18 protein-coding genes and 1 tRNA gene are annotated in these 18,779 nt (G+C 59.8%); 11 read left to right on the top strand and 8 right to left on the bottom strand.

The features are described from left to right. Window position 1: 1 nt before the first annotated feature. Entirely contained in the window at window positions 2-709 is a 708-nt protein-coding gene (locus tag ACP15N_RS03420; protein ID WP_425090810.1) for a GntR family transcriptional regulator, read from the bottom strand. Window positions 710-819: 110 nt separating this feature from the next. Between ACP15N_RS03420 and ACP15N_RS03425 the strand changes: the two genes are divergently transcribed. Genes ACP15N_RS03425 through ACP15N_RS03440 form a run of 4 tightly spaced genes read left to right on the top strand, consistent with a single transcriptional unit; the run spans window position 820 to window position 4,621 of the window. Further along, window positions 820-2,058: a CaiB/BaiF CoA transferase family protein gene (locus ACP15N_RS03425; protein ID WP_425090811.1), complete on the top strand. Its 1,239-nt coding sequence runs from the start codon at window positions 820-822 to the stop codon at window positions 2,056-2,058. A gap of 18 nt (window positions 2,059-2,076) precedes the next feature. Continuing rightward, window positions 2,077-2,862, top strand: a complete 786-nt coding sequence (locus ACP15N_RS03430; protein WP_425090812.1) for an enoyl-CoA hydratase — start codon at window positions 2,077-2,079, stop codon at window positions 2,860-2,862. Then, entirely contained in the window at window positions 2,862-3,329 is a 468-nt protein-coding gene (locus ACP15N_RS03435) for a PaaI family thioesterase (RefSeq protein WP_425090813.1), read from the top strand. The genes ACP15N_RS03430 and ACP15N_RS03435 overlap by 1 nt, the downstream gene beginning before the upstream one ends. 23 nt (window positions 3,330-3,352) lie before the next feature. Next, window positions 3,353-4,621: an aminotransferase class V-fold PLP-dependent enzyme gene (locus ACP15N_RS03440; RefSeq protein WP_425090814.1), complete on the top strand. Its 1,269-nt coding sequence runs from the start codon at window positions 3,353-3,355 to the stop codon at window positions 4,619-4,621. Here the strand turns inward: ACP15N_RS03440 and ACP15N_RS03445 are convergent. The 5 genes from ACP15N_RS03445 to ACP15N_RS03465 all read right to left on the bottom strand — a co-directional run bounded on the left by ACP15N_RS03445 (window position 4,618) and on the right by ACP15N_RS03465 (window position 9,517). Continuing rightward, the gene (locus ACP15N_RS03445; RefSeq protein WP_425090815.1) at window positions 4,618-5,667 is read right to left on the bottom strand and encodes an Ldh family oxidoreductase; all 1,050 of its coding nucleotides are present in this window, start codon (window positions 5,665-5,667) and stop codon (window positions 4,618-4,620) included. The genes ACP15N_RS03440 and ACP15N_RS03445 overlap by 4 nt on opposite strands. Beyond that, window positions 5,664-7,193 carry a tripartite tricarboxylate transporter permease gene (locus ACP15N_RS03450; protein ID WP_425090816.1) on the bottom strand — a complete coding sequence of 510 codons (1,530 nt, stop codon included), beginning with the start codon at window positions 7,191-7,193 and terminating at the stop codon, window positions 5,664-5,666. The genes ACP15N_RS03445 and ACP15N_RS03450 overlap by 4 nt, the downstream gene beginning before the upstream one ends. Before the next feature lie 39 nt (window positions 7,194-7,232). After that, on the bottom strand, window positions 7,233-7,679 hold the full coding sequence (locus tag ACP15N_RS03455; RefSeq protein ID WP_425090817.1) for a tripartite tricarboxylate transporter TctB family protein: 447 nt from the start codon (window positions 7,677-7,679) through the stop codon (window positions 7,233-7,235). A 59-nt stretch (window positions 7,680-7,738) separates the two neighbouring features. After that, complete coding sequence (locus tag ACP15N_RS03460) at window positions 7,739-8,719, bottom strand: Bug family tripartite tricarboxylate transporter substrate binding protein (RefSeq protein WP_425090818.1); 981 nt, start codon at window positions 8,717-8,719, stop codon at window positions 7,739-7,741. Window positions 8,720-8,806: 87 nt separating this feature from the next. Next, window positions 8,807-9,517 (bottom strand): FCD domain-containing protein, encoded by a 711-nt coding sequence (locus ACP15N_RS03465; protein WP_425090819.1) that lies wholly within the window; start codon window positions 9,515-9,517, stop codon window positions 8,807-8,809. 129 nt (window positions 9,518-9,646) lie between these two features. On the opposite strand from ACP15N_RS03465, the gene ACP15N_RS03470 reads away from it, so the two are divergent. The 3 genes from ACP15N_RS03470 to ACP15N_RS03480 all read left to right on the top strand — a co-directional run bounded on the left by ACP15N_RS03470 (window position 9,647) and on the right by ACP15N_RS03480 (window position 11,780). Further along, on the top strand, window positions 9,647-10,387 hold the full coding sequence (locus tag ACP15N_RS03470) for an SDR family NAD(P)-dependent oxidoreductase (RefSeq protein ID WP_425090820.1): 741 nt from the start codon (window positions 9,647-9,649) through the stop codon (window positions 10,385-10,387). Window positions 10,388-10,450: 63 nt separating this feature from the next. Beyond that, window positions 10,451-11,428, top strand: coding sequence for an SMP-30/gluconolactonase/LRE family protein (locus ACP15N_RS03475; RefSeq protein WP_425090821.1), 978 nt, complete (start codon window positions 10,451-10,453; stop codon window positions 11,426-11,428). 130 nt (window positions 11,429-11,558) lie between these two features. Next, window positions 11,559-11,780, top strand: coding sequence for a hypothetical protein (locus tag ACP15N_RS03480; protein ID WP_425090822.1), 222 nt, complete (start codon window positions 11,559-11,561; stop codon window positions 11,778-11,780). Here ACP15N_RS03480 and ACP15N_RS03485 read toward each other — a convergent pair. Continuing rightward, a complete protein-coding gene (locus ACP15N_RS03485) occupies window positions 11,752-13,071 on the bottom strand; it encodes an ATP-binding protein (RefSeq protein ID WP_425090823.1) in 1,320 nt (439 codons plus the stop codon). The genes ACP15N_RS03480 and ACP15N_RS03485 overlap by 29 nt on opposite strands. 39 nt (window positions 13,072-13,110) lie before the next feature. On the opposite strand from ACP15N_RS03485, the gene ACP15N_RS03490 reads away from it, so the two are divergent. From ACP15N_RS03490 to ACP15N_RS03505, 4 genes are all read left to right on the top strand, one after another. After that, entirely contained in the window at window positions 13,111-14,025 is a 915-nt protein-coding gene (locus tag ACP15N_RS03490) for an MBL fold metallo-hydrolase (protein WP_425090824.1), read from the top strand. A gap of 70 nt (window positions 14,026-14,095) precedes the next feature. Beyond that, a tRNA-Asn gene (locus tag ACP15N_RS03495) sits at window positions 14,096-14,170 on the top strand. 1,174 nt (window positions 14,171-15,344) lie between these two features. After that, entirely contained in the window at window positions 15,345-16,169 is an 825-nt protein-coding gene (locus ACP15N_RS03500) for a hypothetical protein (protein WP_425090825.1), read from the top strand. A 19-nt stretch (window positions 16,170-16,188) separates the two neighbouring features. Continuing rightward, entirely contained in the window at window positions 16,189-17,649 is a 1,461-nt protein-coding gene (locus ACP15N_RS03505) for an SMODS domain-containing nucleotidyltransferase (RefSeq protein ID WP_425090826.1), read from the top strand. 7 nt (window positions 17,650-17,656) lie between these two features. Here ACP15N_RS03505 and ACP15N_RS03510 read toward each other — a convergent pair whose 3' ends face one another. Then, window positions 17,657-18,775: a hypothetical protein gene (locus tag ACP15N_RS03510; RefSeq protein ID WP_425090827.1), complete on the bottom strand. Its 1,119-nt coding sequence runs from the start codon at window positions 18,773-18,775 to the stop codon at window positions 17,657-17,659. Between the last annotated feature and the right edge of the window lie 4 nt (window positions 18,776-18,779).

Below are 18,779 nucleotides of genomic sequence, written 5' to 3' on the forward strand. Positions count from 1 at the left end.
GTCAGCCTGCGCTTTGCGTCAGCACCGGCGTGTCTTCGAGAAGTTGCATGTACCGGGTAAAGCCCGCCTCGATATGGTCGAGTGCGGCCCGGCGCGCCGCCTCGGCATCAGCGAGCCTGACCGCTGCGACGATGGCGTCATGCTCTGCGATGGATTGGGCGATATTGGTGGATACCGACAAACCGCGCCGACGGAACAGGTGCATTTCCTTCACCAGATTGTCGTAGATGGTTTTGGCCTTGGGGTTGCCCGCCCCCTTCAGCAGCATGTCATGGAACGCGATGTTCAGATCGTAATAGGCTGCACGGTCATCCTGTTTGTGGGACGCCTGCATAGCGCTAAGGTTGTCGGACAGTTGCGCAACTAGGTCAGGCTCCTCTCCCTGCCCGACCCGACGCGCCGTGGCCGCGCACGCCATCGCGAAGATCGACCCGCGTAAATCGTACAGGTTGCGCACCTCTTCCAGCGTGGTTTCATGTACAAAGGCGCCCCGGTTCGCGATCAGATCGATCAGCCCGCTGTCGGCCAGGGAGCGGATCGCCTCGCGCACCGTACCGCGGCTGACCCCCATCGCGGTGGCCAGCGACAGCTCATTGAGCTTCTCCCCCGCCTTGAGGTCGCCAGCGACCATCATGCGCTCGATCTCGCCGCGCACCTCTCCGGCCAGCGTTTCACGGCGGCCCCCTATGGGTCTTGCATTCATGCTCATGGTTTCACCGCCAAGCTATCTATTTTTTGTCAACAATCAACATTTATATTGTCATTGTCCGAGTGTTGTCATACATCAGACTGCAACGGTCATTCCAGCGGAGAAGCGAATTGGCACAGTCTGCGGCCCGAGGGGCAAGTGACGTCACCCCACTCAGATCAACGCCTTCCATCCCTGCGGCAAGTGCGGCCCTGAACGGTATCCGCGTGCTTGACCTGACACGGGTCAGGTCTGGCCCGACATGCGTCAGGCAGTTCGCGGATTGGGGGGCGGATGTGATCAAGATCGAGGCACCCGTCGACACCGCCCAGTTCGGCGGGCCGCGCTCTGGCCCCGACTTCCAGAACCTGCATCGCAACAAGCGATCTTTGACACTGGATCTGAAATCGAAGGCCGGGATCGAAGCGTTTCGGAAGCTGGCCGATACCGCCGATGTGGTTGTCGAGAATTTCCGCCCGGATGTGAAAACCCGGTTGGGCATCGACTACGAAACGCTGAGCCAGACCAACCCCGGGCTGGTTTATGCGTCCATCTCCGGCTTCGGGCAGGATGGGCCCTATGCCAAGCGCCCGGGGTTCGACCAGATTGCGCAGGGAATGGGCGGGCTCATGTCGATCACCGGCAAACCCGGCGAAGGGCCGATGCGCGTGGGCATCCCGCTGGCCGATCTGACCGCCGGACTGTTCGCAGCACAAGGCATCCTCATCGCGCTGATGGAGCGGCAACGCTCCGGCAAGGGTCAGTGGATCCAGACCTCACTGCTGCAAGCGCAGGTGTTCATGCTGGATTTTCAGGCGGCACGGTACCTGATGGACGGCGATATTCCGAAGCAGGCCGGCAACAATCACCCGACCTCCATCCCCACAGGCGTGTTCCGCACGGCGGACGGGTACATGAACCTTGCGGTCACCGGAAACAACATCTGGACCCGGTTTGCCGAAACGATGGGCCGGGCGGACTGGTTGGAAGATGACCGGTTCGCGACCGCCCCTGCCCGGTCTGAAAACCGCGATGCGCTCGGCGCGGAGATCGAAGAGATCACGCTGACCAGGACGACCGCGGAGTGGGTGGACCTTTTCAATCAGGCCGGTGTGCCCGCAGGTGAGATCAACAATATCGAGCAGGTTTTCCAGAACCCGCAGGTACAGCATCTGGGCCTTGCCCAACCTGTCACCAGCCAGGAGCGCGGCGACACGCATCTGGTGGGCCAGCCCATCGTGATGAGCCGCACGCCAAGCACCATCGCCGCCCCGCCCCCCACCGCGGGCCAGCACGCCGAAGAGGTGTTGGGCGAATTGGGGTACAGCGCGGCGGAGATCGCCGACATGAAGCGCGATGGCGCAATCTGAGACAGTGGATCAAGAACGATGACAGACAAAATCCTGACCGAACAAGACGGCGAGATTGCCCGTATCATCTTCAACCAGCCTGAAAAGCGGAACGCAGTGTCGCTGGAGATGTGGGAAGCCGTGGAACGCGCTGTGGCCCGGTTCGCCGAAGACCCCGAAGTGCGCATCCTGATCCTGTCCGGTGCGGGCGGCAAAGCGTTTGTCTCGGGTGCAGATATATCAAAGTTCGAAAGCGAACGCGCAACGGCCGAAGGCGTGGCGCATTACAACTCCACCACCAAGCGCGTCTACGATATGATTGAGGCGTTTCCGAAACCCACCATCGCCCAGATCGATGGCTTCTGCGTAGGTGGCGGCGTCGCGCTGTCGCTGTGCTGTGATCTGCGGATTTGCGGCGCAGGATCGAACTTCGCTGTCCCGGCTGCCAAGCTCGGGCTTGGATATGCGTTCCCGGGGATCAAGCGTCTTGTCGATGTGGTCGGCCCTGCTTTTGCCAAGGAGATCTTCTTCACAGCGCGCCGGTTCACCGCCGAAGAGGCACGGATCATGGGGCTGGTGAACCGCGTTGTGCCAAACGATCAGGTGGCGGACACCGCGTTGGAGACCGCCAAGATGATCTCGGCAAACGCGCCGATGACGGTGGCGTCGGTGAAATTCATCGTGGGCCAGACGGTCAAACCGGAAAGCGAGCGTGATCTGGCTGAATGCGACGCACGGGTGAAAGCCTGTTTCGACAGCGCCGACTATATCGAAGGGCGCCGCGCATTCCTTGAAAAACGCAAACCCCAGTTCGTGGGCGCGTAATGGCAGACGGCTCTCCGCGCCGGGTGGATGAAACGGCGGCCCGTGCGCATTTCGACAAGGCACTGGCAGATCATGAGCAGGCGTTCGAGAGCTTCTTTTTGGCCCGGCTTCTGGGATTGGAGTTCGAATACCTGCCCACAGATGCCGATGACGCGCATAAAGAGATGTGCCGTCTGACCTTTCCCGTTACCGAGATGCTCAAAAACCCGCAGGGGTCACTCCATGGCGGGGCGATGGCCTCGGCCATGGATATCTCCATGGGGCATCTGGTGAACAAGGTGGCGGGCCCCGGTGCGACGATTGAGATGAAAATCCAGTACATGCGCCCCGTGATGGACGGGACCGTGACCTGCGAGGGGTCTTTCACCAAGCGCGGGCGGTCCATGTCCTTTATGGAGAGCAAGCTTTACACCCACGACGGCAAGCTGGCGGCCCAAGCGACCGCCACATGGAAAATGCCTGGATAACAATATTCTGCGAGAGGTTTCTCATGTTTGACACCAAGCCGGGCCTGATGGAGGAAATCCGCAACCGCTTCGCCCATGTGGACGAGTGTCCGTTCGCCGGGCCGCGTATTTTCTTTGAGAACGCAGGTGGCGCTCTGACCCTGAAATCGGCAGTGGACACCTCCGCCAAGTTCGCGGCAATCCCCGACAACCAGGGCCGCGATAACGAGGCTGCGCACGCGCTCGTGGCGATCATCGACAAGGCCAAGGCTGACATGCGGGTGCTGTTCAACGCCTCACAGGGCCAGTTCTTTGTGGGCGAAAGCGGCACGGAGCTGCTGTTCCGCCTGATCCGGACGGCGGTGGTCGCAACGCCGGAAGGTCAGGTCCTGTCGAGCAGCCTGGAACACCCTGCCACACGCAGTGCGGCGGCGCATTGGTCCGAGGTCACCGGCAAGCCGCATGTGGTCGTGGCCCATGACGACACCACGGGGTCAGTGGGCCGGGACGCCTATCTGGCCAAAGTCACGCCGGAGACGCGCGTTGTCACGATCCTGCACACCTCCCCGGTGACCGGGATGGCGGTGGATGTAGGGGCGATTGCCAAGGCCGTGCGTGAGATCGCGCCCGAGTGTTACATCATCGTCGATGGCATTCAGCACGCCGCACACGGGCGGCTCGACATCGACAGCTACGGGATCGATGGCTATGTCGTCTCGCCCTACAAGGTGTTCTCGCGCCATGGCTACGGGGTCGCGTGGGTCTCGGACCGGCTGAACGCCCTGCCCCACGAGCATCTGATCGACGCGCCGGGGAACCCTTGGGAGTTCGGCACGCGCGACACAGGCGCTTATGCGACGTTTTCGGACGTAGTGGCGTATTTCGAATGGCTCGGGAGCCAGTTCACCGACAGCAGCGACCGGCGCACCCAGATCGAGGCGGCTGGTAAAGCGATCCACGCCCATGAGCAGCAACTGACAGATGCGATGATCCACGGCACGGGGAACCAGATGGGGCTCGCGGAAATGCCGGGCATCACGATCCTCGGCGGGGTGGATAACCCGCTCCGCGAAGGGCTGGTATCGATCACTGTCGATGGAATGGACGCGCCGGACGTCGTCACGGCGCTACGCGGCCGCGGAATTCGGACGCATACGCGGAAGGCGGACCACTACTCTGGCAACATCCTCGACCCGCTCGGGCTGCCTGCGTGCATCCGCGTGTCCATGTGCCACTACAATACCGAAGCTGAGGTTGCGCAGTTCCTGCAAGCCATTCGTGAGATTGCCGAGAAAGTCGAAGTCGCCGCCTAACCGGTCGCGAGTGCGGTGAGTTTTGCGAGAGTTTCGGGGTCTGGCTGAAACCCTTCTGCACGCGCCGTGCGGAGGGCAGCCAACGCTCGCGCACCGGGAAGCCGTGGTGCGCTTTCAGGATCGACCGCTCGGGCGTTGGCCAGCTTGTCTTGCGCGGTCTGCATACGCGCGGCAAGCGCCGCCTTGCCCAGCAGCCTATCGGCGTCGATCAGTAAGATGGCATAACCCACACCCGGCGCTTTTTCGGGCGTCCGGTGGGTGTCTGGGATGTCATCCATAAACCGCGCGCCTGACAGGAGACCGGAGAAGAGATCGAGGCTGAGTGCGAGGCGCGCGCCCTTCTCCCCTCCGATCGGGGCGATCAGGCCCTTCAGACCGGCAACGGGGTCAGTTGTGGGCGTGCCGTCCGGCCCCATGGCCCAGCCTTCGGGGATGTCGTGACCAGCCTCAGCCGCCGCCCGTATGCGCGAGCGGGACACGACCGTCATCGCCATATCGAGGATCAGTGGACCACCTCCACCTCCCGGCAGCCCGATCCCAAGGGGCATATTGCCGACCATTGCCGTGCGCGCTCCCGCAGGCGCGATCATGGGCGCGGTGTTGCACGTGAAAACGCAGGCAAAGCCCTGCCCTGCCGCATCCAGCAGGTACGGGGCCAACGCGCCAACATGGGTCCCACGGCGCACGAAGACCGCCGCCACCCCTGCCGCGCGCGCAGCGATTACGCCGGCTTGCAAGGCCCGCGTCGCCGTCAGCGGCCCGAGTGCGTCTTGCCCATCAACGCGCACCAAGGCGGGTGCCAGAGCCTCCACCTGCGGGACGGCTTTAGCGTCGATCCCGCCAGCGGCGATCCGTGTCGTGTAATCGACCACGCGGCTCAAGCCATGGGTGGCAATCCCCATCATCTCGGCCGTCACGAGGGGGGCCGCGGCCTCCCACGCAGCGGTTTCAGGCACCCCAAAACGCATGAAGGCTCGGGAACACAGCCCCCGCGCCTTCGCCTCAGACAGGCGAGATTTCTCGCCGATCTGTCGCGCTGTGCTCAACTGCCGGCCCGCTCAGCCTCTCCGGCGCTGGCGGATTTCCCGAGGCGCTGGATCAGCGGCACAATCGCCAGAAGAACGACCGTAACTGCAATGATCCAGAGCGATGCGGGACGCTCGACAAAGATCATGAAGGACCCGCGCGAGATCGTCAGGGTCTGGCGCAACGCCTCCTCGGCCAGCGGGCCGAGGACAAGTGCCAGCACGAGGGCCGCGGGAGAGAACCCGTAAAGCCGCATGAAGAACCCGACAATCCCGGCAGCAAACATCAGGTACGTCTCCACGAATGAAGCATTCACGCTAAAGCACCCGAGCGTACAGATGACAACGACCGTGGGTGCGAGGATGCGGTAGGGGATCTTGATGATCTTGACGAAGAGCGGGATGGCAAAGATCGAGATGGCGAGCAGCGCCATGTTGCCAAGGTACATCGACGCGATCAGGCCCCAGGCCAGTTCCGGGTTCTGCTGCATGAAGAGCGGCCCCGGGCGCAGCCCCCATAGAAGGAACGCCGCCAGCAACACGGCGGTGGAGGCCGAGCCGGGAATGCCAAGGGTCAGGAGCGGGATCATGGCCCCGGACGATGCCGCGTTGTTTGCAGTCTCTGGCGCGACGAGGCCTGCCATCTCCCCCTTGCCGAAGTTTTCTGGCTTCTTGGAGACAGAGCGTTCCAGCGAATAGGCCATAAGCGAGGCAATCGTGGCCCCCGCACCCGGGATGACGCCCACGAAGAACCCGAGGATCGACCCGCGCACCATGGTCATGCGGGTGGAGATCCAGTCACGCGCCTCAGGCCAGAAGCGGGCCTCCTTGTCATATTGGACAATCGCGCCGGTGCCGGTTTTGTGCAGGCCCTTGTAAAAGGCGTAGTAAAGCTCGCCGAGACCGAAAAGGCCAATAGCAATCGGGATGAAGTAGATGCCGCCGATAAGTTCCGCCGAGCCGAACGTGTAGCGGCCCTGCCCCGTCTCGAGGTCAACGCCGACGGTGCCGAGGGCGAAGCCAATCAGCGCCGAGATCAAGCCGAGTTTCCAGTTGGCCCCGATCATCACGATCAGGGTCAGCATGCCCATGGTTGCAAGCAGGAAATACTCCGGCGGACCAAAACTGCGCGAAACCTGGCTGAACATCGGCGCAAGGATGGTGATCAGGATGACGCCAACCGTGCCGCCGACAAAGGACGCGGCTGCCTGCATCACCAGCGCTGGCCCGGCGCGGCCTTTCTTGGCCAGAGGAAATCCATCAAATGTGGAGGCGACCGTGGCGCTTTCGCCAGGTGTATTGAGCAAGATCGAGGTGATCGTGCCCCCGTACATCGCGCCGTAATAGATCGCGGCAAGCATCATCACCGCGCCGATCGGGTCCATGCCGAACGTGATCGGCAACAGGATGGCCAACCCGGCCGATGGGCCAAACCCGGGGATCACGCCGACGATCATGCCCACCATCGCTCCGAACAACAGGAAAACGATGTTGATCGGCGTGATCGCCACGGACAGCCCCATGGCCAGATCGGCGAAAATTTCCATGTACGACGTCTCCGGGTGGGGGCGCGGAGCCCGCGAAAATCAGATCGGCAGTTGGATCATGCTCGGCGGCATGTTGGCGTTCAGTACGCGATCAAAGAGCGCGTAGACGCCGGTTGGGATCAAAAAGGCCAGCAAGAGGTTCTGTCGCATACGGCCCTTGTTCAACACGGTTAGCGCCAAGAGCAGGAAAGCGACGGTAGCGATGTAGCCACCAAACACCTTGAGGAACACCGCGTAGATCAGCGCCATACCGACCATCGTAAGCGCATCGCGCCAGTATCCAATGGTATCCTCGACCGTACCACGGGCGCGCAGTTCATCTAGGATAGCCCAGATCGACAGCACGATGATGCCGACCCCGATCAGACGCGGGAAGAAGCCCGGCCCAAGACGTCCGGTGCGGGTCATGAACCCCAAATCGGCAAAGGCGATGTAGCTGTAGAACACACCAGCCGCCATGACGGCGACGAGGAACGGGATACGCATACGGGACCTCCGGACCGGGTCTGACCACGAGCTGAGGTCAGACCCGAAAGCAATGCGCGTTACTCGATCGCGCCGACAGACCGCAGAACTTCGCCAAAACCGTTCTTGGTGTTGGCAAGGAACGTACGGAAGTCTTCGCCGTAGATCACGTTCTCGGTCAGCTGGTTTTTCTCGATATAGGCATCCCACTCAGGGGTCTCGACGACCTGCTGCATGGTTTCGATCCACCACTGCTGGGCTTCGGCAGGTGCGTCGGGCGCAAGGATCAGACCGCGCGGCATGGACACGCCGATGTCGTAGCCAAGGTCCCCCATCGTTGGCACACCTTCGAGCGCAGACGGGGTGGCGACGCCGGAGTACACCAGCGCACGCAGATCGCCGCTGTCGACAAGGCCGATGATCTCACCGGGGTTGCCAACCATGGCATCAACAGAGTTGGACAAGAGCGCCGTTGTCTGGTCTGCCATAGAGTTGAAGGACACGTACTCGAACTCAAAGCCGGCCTTTTCCGCAAAAAGCGTCGGCACGATGAAGTCGACATTTACGGTACCCGTGCCTGCGATCGTGATCGGACCCGCCTTGGCCTTGGCGATCAAGTCCTGAATGGTCTGCACGTCGGACCCACCATTGACCACGAGCGCCAGATCATCCGTTGCCAGAAGGGCAACAGGCGTGAAATCCTCGGGCTGCCACGGGGTGTCTGCCTGCAGCGGCGTGGTCACGAAGCTGCCGGACGTGGTGGAGATGTCGTAGGCGCTGCCGGATTTCGAATAAAGGTAGCCCCACCCGACTGCTCCGGACCCGCCAGCGCGATTTTCCGCAGAGATATCCTCGGGGTAGAGGTCATACTTGTTGAGGATATCGATGATCGTGCGCGCCATGATATCGTTGCCGCCTCCGGGGCCGAACGCGATAGTCCAATCCAGATCCTCTGCGGGGTAGTCATCTGCGAGGGCTTGCGTCGCCCCAAAGGCCAGCGTCATGCTGGCAGCCACGACTCCGGCACGCAGCCATGGTGTCTTGGGTGTGATGGTTGTCATGTCTTCCTCCCTATTGTGAAGTCTTGCACGGCCCGCAGGTCTTTGCCTGATCGCGCCTCGGATGGCCTTCAACTTCGTGCCCGTTACCTAGAGCGTTTCAAGCCAGCGTCTCTTTCCGTTTCGATGGTGCGTGTCCCCCTCACGCCGCGCCGCATCCGGATCACGGGCCGCGATGGCCGCTAGGATCCGGTGGTGTTCCGCGTTCGACACCTCAAGCGCCTTGCGGCCCCGCAAGACGTGCCAGCGGATCAGTCGCACCTCCTTGCCCAATGAGAGGTACAGATCTCGCGTCCGCGTGGCTCCTGATGCCTCCGCGATCAGATCATGAAAATCGAGGTTGCGCGCAAAGTAGCTGTCTTCGTCTGCATCTGCTATCGCCGCATCCATTTCAGCGACCAGCCGGGTCAGGTCTGAGATGGCTTCGGGGTGAGGGTCGCGGGCTGCCTGTGCGCACAGCTCACCTGCCAGCAAAGCGCGCAGGTCGTAAAGCTCGCAAGCTTCCCGGGTCGAGAGTTCGCGCACGAAGCTTCCACGGTTTGCAATTGTTCTGACCAGACCGTCGCGTTCAAGCGCGCGGGCTGCCTCCCGGATTGGGCCGCGACTGACGCCCATGCGCGCGGCAAGCGCGTTCTCGTTCAACCGCGCGCCGCCCTTGATTTCCCCCCACAGGATCATCCGCTCCAATTCCTCCCGCACCTGAACGGTCAGCGTTCGTTGCCGCCGCTTCGCCCAGGCCTGTCGCACTTCTTCCCGGATTTCCATGGATGCCATGTCGTCCCGAAAAATGTAGATTGTCAACAGTTGTCTGTTGAATGATAACTTAAATCAGGCGAAAAGCGGGCGGAAACATTGAAACTCAGGCAAGGCGGCGCGACGCGAAATTGCCCGGCCATGCCAAAAAACACCCCAAAAGGGAAAAGGCCTGACATGACAGACACACCGCTTGCAGGAAAAACAGCCTTCGTTTCAGGCTCGGGGCGCAACATCGGGCGCGCCGTCGCGGTCCAGCTTGCGGGTCTGGGGTGCAATGTCATCGTCAACGGCTCGTCAGATAGTGAGGCCGCCGAGGAAACCGCGCAACTGGTGACAGATGCCGGAGTATCAGCACTGGTCGCGATGGGGGATGTCGGCTCACCCGACGATATCTCACGAATTTCCAGAATTGCGCTGGACGCCTTTGGACGCGTCGACATCGTCGTCAACAATGCTGCCCGCAGGCCCCACAAACCATTTCTTGAGACCACGGACGCAGATTGGAAAACTGTCCTCGCCCCTGCCCTGATGGGAAGCGTCTATGCAAGCCGGGCGTTCTTGCCGGGCATGGTAGAGGCGGGATGGGGACGCGTGATTTCCTTTGCGGGTATGAAGGCCATCAAGGGCTATTTCGAAGGCGCGCCGATTTCCGCAGCCAAACATGGCGTCTGGGGTCTCACGAAGGCGCTGTCGCGCGAATTCGGGCCCATGGGAATTACGGCAAACGCAGTTTCACCCGGCCAAATCCGCAGCGATACTGTCACGCAAGACGATCCCGAGCGGGTCGCGAGCATTCCGGCGGGCTTCATGGGCCGCCCTGACGACGTGGCGGCCGTGGTCGCGTTTCTGGCGAGCCCTGCCGCACGGTTCGTCAACGGACAGATGATCGCCGTCAACGGGGGCGAGACGACGTAAGCCCGCACCGGTTGCCAAACGCTCCCGAAGACCGCAGCATTGCCCTTGGCGGAGGGCGACGGCATGAGCATCAATCCGAACTATCTCGGACGAAACCTGCGGCGCGCGGAATGCGTGCTGACCACGGCTTCTGGCGACCTCTTCTGTTCCGGGTTTGACCGGGGTGTCACGCACATCTGCCCGGATGGGCGGCAGTTCCACCTTGCGGATCCGACGATGCGCGAGGGTGTTCCGACGCTCGCCAACGGGATCGCGCTGCTGCCGGATGGCAGGTTTCTGGTCGCAAACATCGCCGATGGCGGCGGCCTGATGGTCCTTGATCCGTCCGGCCTGCGCCTGTTTCACGACTGCGCATTGAACGGCACCTCACCACCGGTGAACTTTGTCCTGCATGACCACCTTGGCAAAACCTGGATCACCGTTTCATCCACGTTCTCGCCGCGCAGCCTTGCGTATAACACGCATACCGCCAACGGCTATGTCGCCGTGATTGAGAACGGCAGGATGCGCGTTGTTGCCGAAGGCCTTGCCTATACCAACGAGGTGCGGGCGGATTACGAGGCAGGCTGGCTCTACATTGCGGAAACGATGGGGCAGCGGATTTCGCGGATCAGGTTGGACGAACGGGGTCTGCACGGCGCGCCACAGGTATTTGCGCAGATGCCGCGCGGCGCATTCGTCGACGGCATCGAGATCGACAGCGAAGGACACGTTCTGGCAGCCTGTATCGTGTCGAGCGAGATCATTCGTATCGACCCTGAAGGCGGGCAGACCGTCATCGCGTCAGAACGCATCGCGGACTGGGTGGACAGTGTCGAGGCGGCTTTTGCCGCTGGCGAAATGGGGCGGGCGCAACTTGATCACTCTCCGACGAAGACCCTGCGAAATCTTTCAAGTATCGCGTTCCGTGGCGCCGATTTGACCGAAATTGTCTGCGGCAATCTGCTGGACGACAAACTGCCCGTTCTGCCGCTGCCGGTGGCGGGACGCGCACCTCCGCATTGGCGGGTTGATGTGCCGATCTGGGGCACGCCGTTCTGACAAAACCCCGCCGCACTGCGCGCTACGCTCCGCACGCTGCCTTAAGGCTCCGCACATTTTTCTCCGGCATTTAATGGACCATGCGACATTTCGCCCCATTTTGTGTCGTGAGGAGAGTGAAGGAGTGAACATGACCCTGATGAAAACTATTCTGTTCTCGTTGCAAAACATGTCTCGGTACAGCCTGAATTACGCGGGCGCAGAGCTTTGTGGTGGCGACACGCGCCGGGCCCGTTCAGACGCATATCGTCACCTCAAGAACATGAGTGCCGTCGCCGTCCAGGCGCAGGTGTTTCAGATGTCAGCGCGCATGCGCGATGGCATCACCGAGCAAGTACAAGATCGACCCTGAGCCCGCCGAGCTTCGGCGCATCGTCTAGGCGCAGCGTCCCCCCGTGACTGCGCGCGATATCGGCCGCAATGGCCAAGCCAAGTCCGACCCCGCCTCCTGCATTCTGGTTGCGTGACCTGTCAAGCCGCGCAAACGGTTTGAGCGCCTGGTCGCGCTGATCCTCCGGAATACCGGGGCCGTCATCTTCGACGCGCAGCCGAACGGCACCTTCGAACGCCGCGACAGACACCTCGGCCTTCGTGCCGTAGCGCAGGGCATTCCCGATCAGGTTGTCCAGCGTCCGTTCAATTGCCAGGGGCCTGAGCTGCATTTGCACGGGCGCACCCCGTCTCGGACGCAACGTCACGTCCCCTCCTCCGCGTTTCGCCTTTTCAACCGCGACCTCCGCAAGTTCGTAGGGATCGATCAATTCTGTTTCCTCGGTCGCATCCGATCGGGCAAAATCGAGGAACGTGTTCAAAAGCCGCTCCATCTCGCGCACGTCCTTGGTAAGCGCGTCGACCTCCGGAGACGGATCCAGCATCGACAGTTCCAGTTGCATGCGCGTTAGCGGTGTCCTCAGATCGTGGCTGACACCGGACAACATCAGGGTGCGCTGCTCGATCTGGCGCTCGATCCGGGCGCGCATGGCCAGAAACGCGTGCCCCGCGGCCCGCACTTCGACCGCGCCGCGGGGCCTGAATTCTTCAACCCGGCCCTTGCCGAAAGCCTCCGCGACCGTCGCAAGCTTCGCAATCGGGCGCAGCTGGTTGCGCAGGAAAATGTACGCCACCAAGGTCATCAGGGCGCCGACAAAGATCATCAGAACCAGCAATTGGTGCGGGTTCGATGCCGACATCCGCTCGCGCGGGACGGTCACGACCAGGGGACCGGCAGCACTTTCCAGGGTGAAGATCACCGCGTTTTCGTCTGACATCAGATCGATTTGCCCGACCCCGTTCAGTTGCGTGCGCAGGGTCGGGATCACCGTTCGGCCGGAGATGTCGTAGTAGAACCGCGCTTCCCCCGAGCCGAGGGCCTCTGCGGGTTCAAGCGCAATACGCAGCGCCCGGCCTTGCGCATAGGCCATCGCAAGGCCCGCGTCCGGACCCGTGGCCTCCTCGATCGTGGACAGCAGAAAGGCCACCTCCTGCGCGACCCCGGATGTCATCTGGTTCGTGACATCCTCGAAATGGCGCTGCAGAAACATGATCGACACGGCAAGTTGCACCGTCACAATGGGAACGATCAGGATCAGCGCGGCGCGGGCATAAAGCCTGCGTGGCATGTAGCGTTTCATGACAGCGAACATGGACGGCAACTTAGACCGTCGACGACAAGGACGAAAGACATGAGCAACGCTATACCGCCCCGTCCGGCCCGGATTACGCGGCTTGCGCCCGGCGTGCGTCGGGTCCTTGCCGACAATTCCTCGCCCATGACGTTCTGGGGCACCAACAGTTATATCATCGGCGAAGGGGACGTTGCCGTCATCGACCCCGGCCCCGCGGACCCGCACCATCTCAGCCAGATCAAGGCAGCCCTGTCCCCCGGTGAGCGCATCAGCCACATCCTGGTCACGCACGCCCATCTCGATCACAGCCCCGGCGCAACGATGCTGGCGCAGTCCTGCGATGCTGCGATCTATGCCTTTGGGGATGCACGCAGCGGACGCAGCGCTCGCATGGCAGATCTCGCGCAGAACGGGCACCTCGCCGGCGGCGAAGGCGTGGATGACAGGTTTTCTCCGGATGAGGTACTCACCGATGGCGCAACAGTTGCGCACGGCGACTGGGCCTTGCGCGCCCTCTGGACGCCGGGGCATTTCGGCAATCACCTGTGCTTTGCCTGGGAGGACGCGGGTTACCTGTTCTCGGGCGATCTCGTGATGGGCTGGGCAAGCTCGCTGGTGTCCCCTCCTGACGGAGATCTCGGGGCGTTCATGCGCTCCCTCGACCTCTTGTCCGGGCGGGATGAAGACCGGGTGTATTTTCCGGGGCATGGCGACGCGATAGAGAGCCCGCACACGCGCGTAACCGAGTTGCGCACGCACAGACAAATGCGAGACGCCCAGATTCTTGCGGCATTGCAGAACGCCCAGGGCAGTGCAAGGACGCTTGCGGAACGCATTTATACGGACACTCCGGCCGCCCTGCTACCCGCAGCGACCCGAAACGTCCTTGCGCATCTCGTTGAAATGGAAGCAAATTCTCTCGCCACCTGCGAAGGTCCGATCAGCGCCGACGCGGTGTTTCACATAGTTTGACAGACAGCGGCATATTTTCGGGCAGCACCACTGGACACACCCGTAAGGAGTTGCTATTTCGCGCCTCAGTTCCGGCGTAGCTCAGCGGTAGAGCAGTTGACTGTTAATCAATTGGTCGTAGGTTCGATCCCTACCGCCGGAGCCAATTTTTCCATTTATAAACAACTCCGTAGAGCGCGCGTCGCTGCGAAAGAAAATTGTGGATAACTCAGATGTTCACGATATGTCCGCGAATTTCTGCCCTTTTGGCACATGTAGAGGCACATAAGAGGCACATGAAAAACCCGCTCTACCATTCCAACAGGATGGAAACCCTGAACGCCTGATTCCCGGTCCCGAAGCACGCCAACCGGCGGCTTCGTCCTTGGATCAAGAGTCCCCTTGAAAATCGAACAGGTTGATTGGGAGAGAACTTACACATAGCCTTTGATAGAACGAAAAATGAACATTGAGGCCGAGCTTGTCTTTCGAAATCGAACTCACAAGGGAAGAAAAGGCGCTCCTGTCAGGGATTGAGCTTGATCAGCCAAAAATCGATCACGGGGCATACCTGAGGCAGGGTCCGCTAATCTTGCAACTTTTGCATTCGCTGAGGCAAAGGAACGCTATACCTTCGGTCAGGCTGCTCTACTGGACTGACCCTGACTACAACACAGGACGTCTGCGTACATCCAATTTGGGCCTGTTCGAAAGGAACGGCTGTGAAGGCGAACAAGTCTACACACACCCGAATTTCCTAGATTACCTTCGATACTTCCTTTTCGGGGCGAACCTACCCGACCCTGCCGTATGTGAATTCAAAGAGGTTGTTGGCGACCCCAAGTGGGTCACATCCGGAGACATACCGGAAATCACGAAGGGCACTCGTTCTATAGTGCGCAAATACGGCTTGCGTGGCGAAGACGAAGAGTTCTACCGGTTGGCGCTTGATATTGGGCTTAGTCAGACATTCGCTAAGGCCGTACGGGACGCAGCCAAGCAGGTAAGATAACTCAAAACGAAATCGGCTGCCTCTTTACATGCAGCGATTTTCACCATTTGTTCTTGAAACGATGTGACCCGATGCTTACCTATATATTGAGGTTCAGCGAAGCAAAGGGGGCATATATGCCGGGCAAGAACTACAGGAGCGCCAAGACAGGCAAGTTTGTCACGAAGAAGTACGCAAAATCGCATCCTGCGACTACCGTGGGAGAGAGGCGCGGCGGCGGCAAGACTGGAAGTGCGCGGAGCGCAAAAAGCGGGAAGTTCGTTACAGGTCGGTTTGCGCGCTTGCACCCGAGTACCACCGTCAAGGAAGACTGACTTAGGGGCGTGTGATGACCTTGGACGGCGATAGCTTAGTAGGTTACCTACGCGCGGAGTATGCTGCATCTGGCAAATGGCGAGTGGCATCGTTCTTCGTAGGTTTGATTGTGGCGCTTCCAGCCGTGGCTTCGGTTGTTACGAATGACGCCCAAACCCTGTACTTCCTTGCGGTCGCAAACTTGGTACTGTTGGCCATTTGGACATGGATAAACGTAAAATACGGTCAGAAGCAGAACGCTGCCCACTCCGCGAGGCGAGCCGCCCTGATCGTGAATGGCCTAGGTGAAGAGCTTTCGGCTGGCGAAAAACGAAGGCTGATGGAAAAATTTACTGTCGGCGTCGAAGCAGCAGAAAATGCAAAGAAGTCGGACTACTATGCATCTGCCTCCGAGCCGGGGCCGTTGAAGCTTCTTGAATGCCTTGAAGAATCTGCTTTTTACAGTTCAAAACTCCACCGCGTCAGCGCCAATGCATGGATTGGGATCGTTGTTGCGTATGCTGTGGCCTTCGCCATCGTCGCAGTTTTTCTGATACCGAGCGCAACCAATGACGTCTTGATGATGGCCGTGCGCATATTCTTCGCTGCGACTGTCTTCATACTTTCTGCCGACGTGCTCGGATCGTTGTTAGCACATTGGAGGTGCTCTGCCGAAACAAGCGCCGTGTTGAGCCGAATCGAGATAGCAAAGCAAGGAGAGGTAAACTCAGCAGATGCGCTTCTAATAATGGAAGACTACACGAGCGCAATTCAGAGCGCGCCAGAAATTGTTCCATTCGTTTATCGAACCCAAGAGGCGAGCCTAAACTCGCTGTGGGCGGGCTACCTCAAGGGCTAATTTGCAAGAAGGCATTTAGGTGAAGAACCTCCGGATATTCAAAGAGTTCTTGGACGACACGGTTAACCTTAACCAGAGCCGATTTCAAAGTCTTGAAAGCACGTCAAGTGCTCTCCATCGATTTGTCAGAGATTCCGACTGGGAGCCCGGAGGCTTGGAGTGGTATCCTCAAGGTTCATTTGCTCACAAAACGATAATTAGGCCGTTGCCCAAGAAGGAATTCGACGCGGACATCTTAGCGATTGTTGACCCCGTCGAAAACTGGTCTGCAAGTGATTATGTCAATAAGCTTTACAGCGTGTTCCGAGAAAGCTCGACTTACAGCGACAAGGCCCATCGATATACCTACTGCGTTACTTTGGACTACGCCGAAGATAAGCGAGTGGATATAGCGCCATGCATTAGAAACCGTTGGGGTTTCGACCTCTTGGAAGTATGCAACAGAGACGATGATAACTTCGAGGAAAGCCAACCAAAGCTCTTTACTGATTGGCTCAACGCCGCGAACACCCTCACTGGTAACAATAGCTTTCGCAAAGTCACGCGACTTGTGAAGTACCTACGAGACATCAAGACGACCTTCACTTGTTCATCGGTCTGTCTCACAACCTTGTTGGCTCATCAGGTTTATCAATCAGACCAAGGGAGTGCGAATTTCGCTGATACGCCCAGTGCGCTTAGGACCATATTTGAAAGGTTGGATACTTGGCTACAAATCCGGCCAGTGAAGCCGCAAGTCACAAGCCCTTTCAGCAACGAAGACTTCTCGGTTTGCTGGACAGATGATCAGTATTCGAATTTTCGAGATAAGGTACACCAATATCGGGGTTGGATCGATGATGCGTTCATCGAGGCGGATAAAAATAAAAGCATCGCCAAATGGCGACGCGTCTTCGGCAGCGAATTTGGCAAGAACGAAGAGGCTCAACAGGCGAAATCCGTAACAGCAAGGGCCGTAGATCACCTTCGAGAAAATGTCAGAGTTACTCCTACAACGGCGCTTGGTTTCGTCGGCGACTTCGTCGATTTGGTAAAGCAATATGGTCGCAGGGCAATTCCCGCTACAATTTCTGATCTTCCGTACCTTGAACAACCCACTTGGCCAGCGGTTGGGAACCATCATTTTTCGGTTCAAGTTACGTCAACGCTTCATCGTACGCGTGGAAGCGCCGTAGTTCGGTCTGTTGCAAGCGGCGACATAGTACCCAAAAAGATGGAACTCCAATTTGAGGTCAGGCTCTTGACAGGCATGCCCTTGAATGGTCGAGACTTCAAAGTCAATTGGAGGGTGACGAATACCGGTGAAGAGGCCCTACAAGATGGCGGTCTGCGCGGTTCATTTGTTGACTCTGCCGCCGATGGAAAGCGTTGGGAAAGCCTAAAATATCGGGGTGTTCACTTTGTAGAAGCGTTTGTAATTCGAAAACGCGACGGGTTACAGGTAAGTCGTAGTGAACCGTTCTACGTCGTAATCGAGTAGATAGGACTTACTGAACGATCCATCCGACAATTGAGTCAGCGTAGACGAATTCCACGGCCTCGCGGTCTGCGCTCAAATTGTAGTTCACTGAGGCGGCGTGGAAGTTGTCCCCGGCAGTCACGAAATCGACGGTGATGTTGTTGGTCGCAGCGTTGGCGCGGCTGTCGGATACGCCAAAGCGGTCACCGGGTGCAGGGCTGGAAGGTGGTGTTACTGTCACCGGTCCGGCGGTGGTATCGACCAAGTTCAGGACATTGGGTGTTGCGGTGAAGTTGGTGGCTTGTTCGCCTGAGGGCGTTAGCCCTTGCGTGACCCACGACGTCGTGCCTGCACCGTTGGTGCTCAAGACTTGGCCCTTCTGGCCGTCTGCGTCCGGGAGGGTCCACACGACGTCTGTGGCGACGGTGTCAGGGGCTTTCAGACCTACGTAGTTCGATCCGTTGGACGAGAGTTCTTGAAAGCGCAGTTCGGTCGTCTCGCCTGCGGCGCTTGCGCCGTTCTGGATCGTTACAGACCGGACGTCGCCACCTTGGTCGTTCAAAGACATGACCGGCACGTCATTCACAGAAGCGATCATTGCGTGAACCGTGTTGGGCAACAGCCAACGCGTTTGCGACCCCGTGGTGTCCTCATAGAGGACCAGCACCCCGGCTGCGTTGTTGGCGATGACGCCATACTGTTCACCAGTCGCGGTGTCGTTGATCAGGTTCGCGGACGCGATAGCTCCGCCGAAATCGACGGCCCCGTTGATGGCGCGAACGGTTCCGAGTTCGGCAAAGACGCCCGCGCCGGGCAACCCGAACCCGCCGAGGTTTGTGTCGGATACGCCCATGAGGAAGCCTCCGCCGACGGTGACGATAGAGGATTCCGTGTCGGTCAGAGTGGAGACGTCCGTTCCGTTCGCCGTGAGGCGGATCGTGTCATCGTCTGTGCCGCGTTCGACTTCAACGGACGTGTCACCGTCCGCGTCGTTCAGAGCATCGCCCGACGATCCGCCCTCTACGGCGGTCTCAAGGGCCTGTAGAGCGCCTTTGACAGTTTGGTTGTTGGGTATGGTGGAACCGGGGAAGGTCCCCATGTGGGTGACGCCTACGGCGTTACCAAGGAAGGTGGAAATGTCTGGCAAGATT

The sequence above is a fragment of the Tropicimonas sp. S265A genome, from assembly GCF_049800835.1.
Lineage (GTDB): Bacteria > Pseudomonadota > Alphaproteobacteria > Rhodobacterales > Rhodobacteraceae > Dinoroseobacter.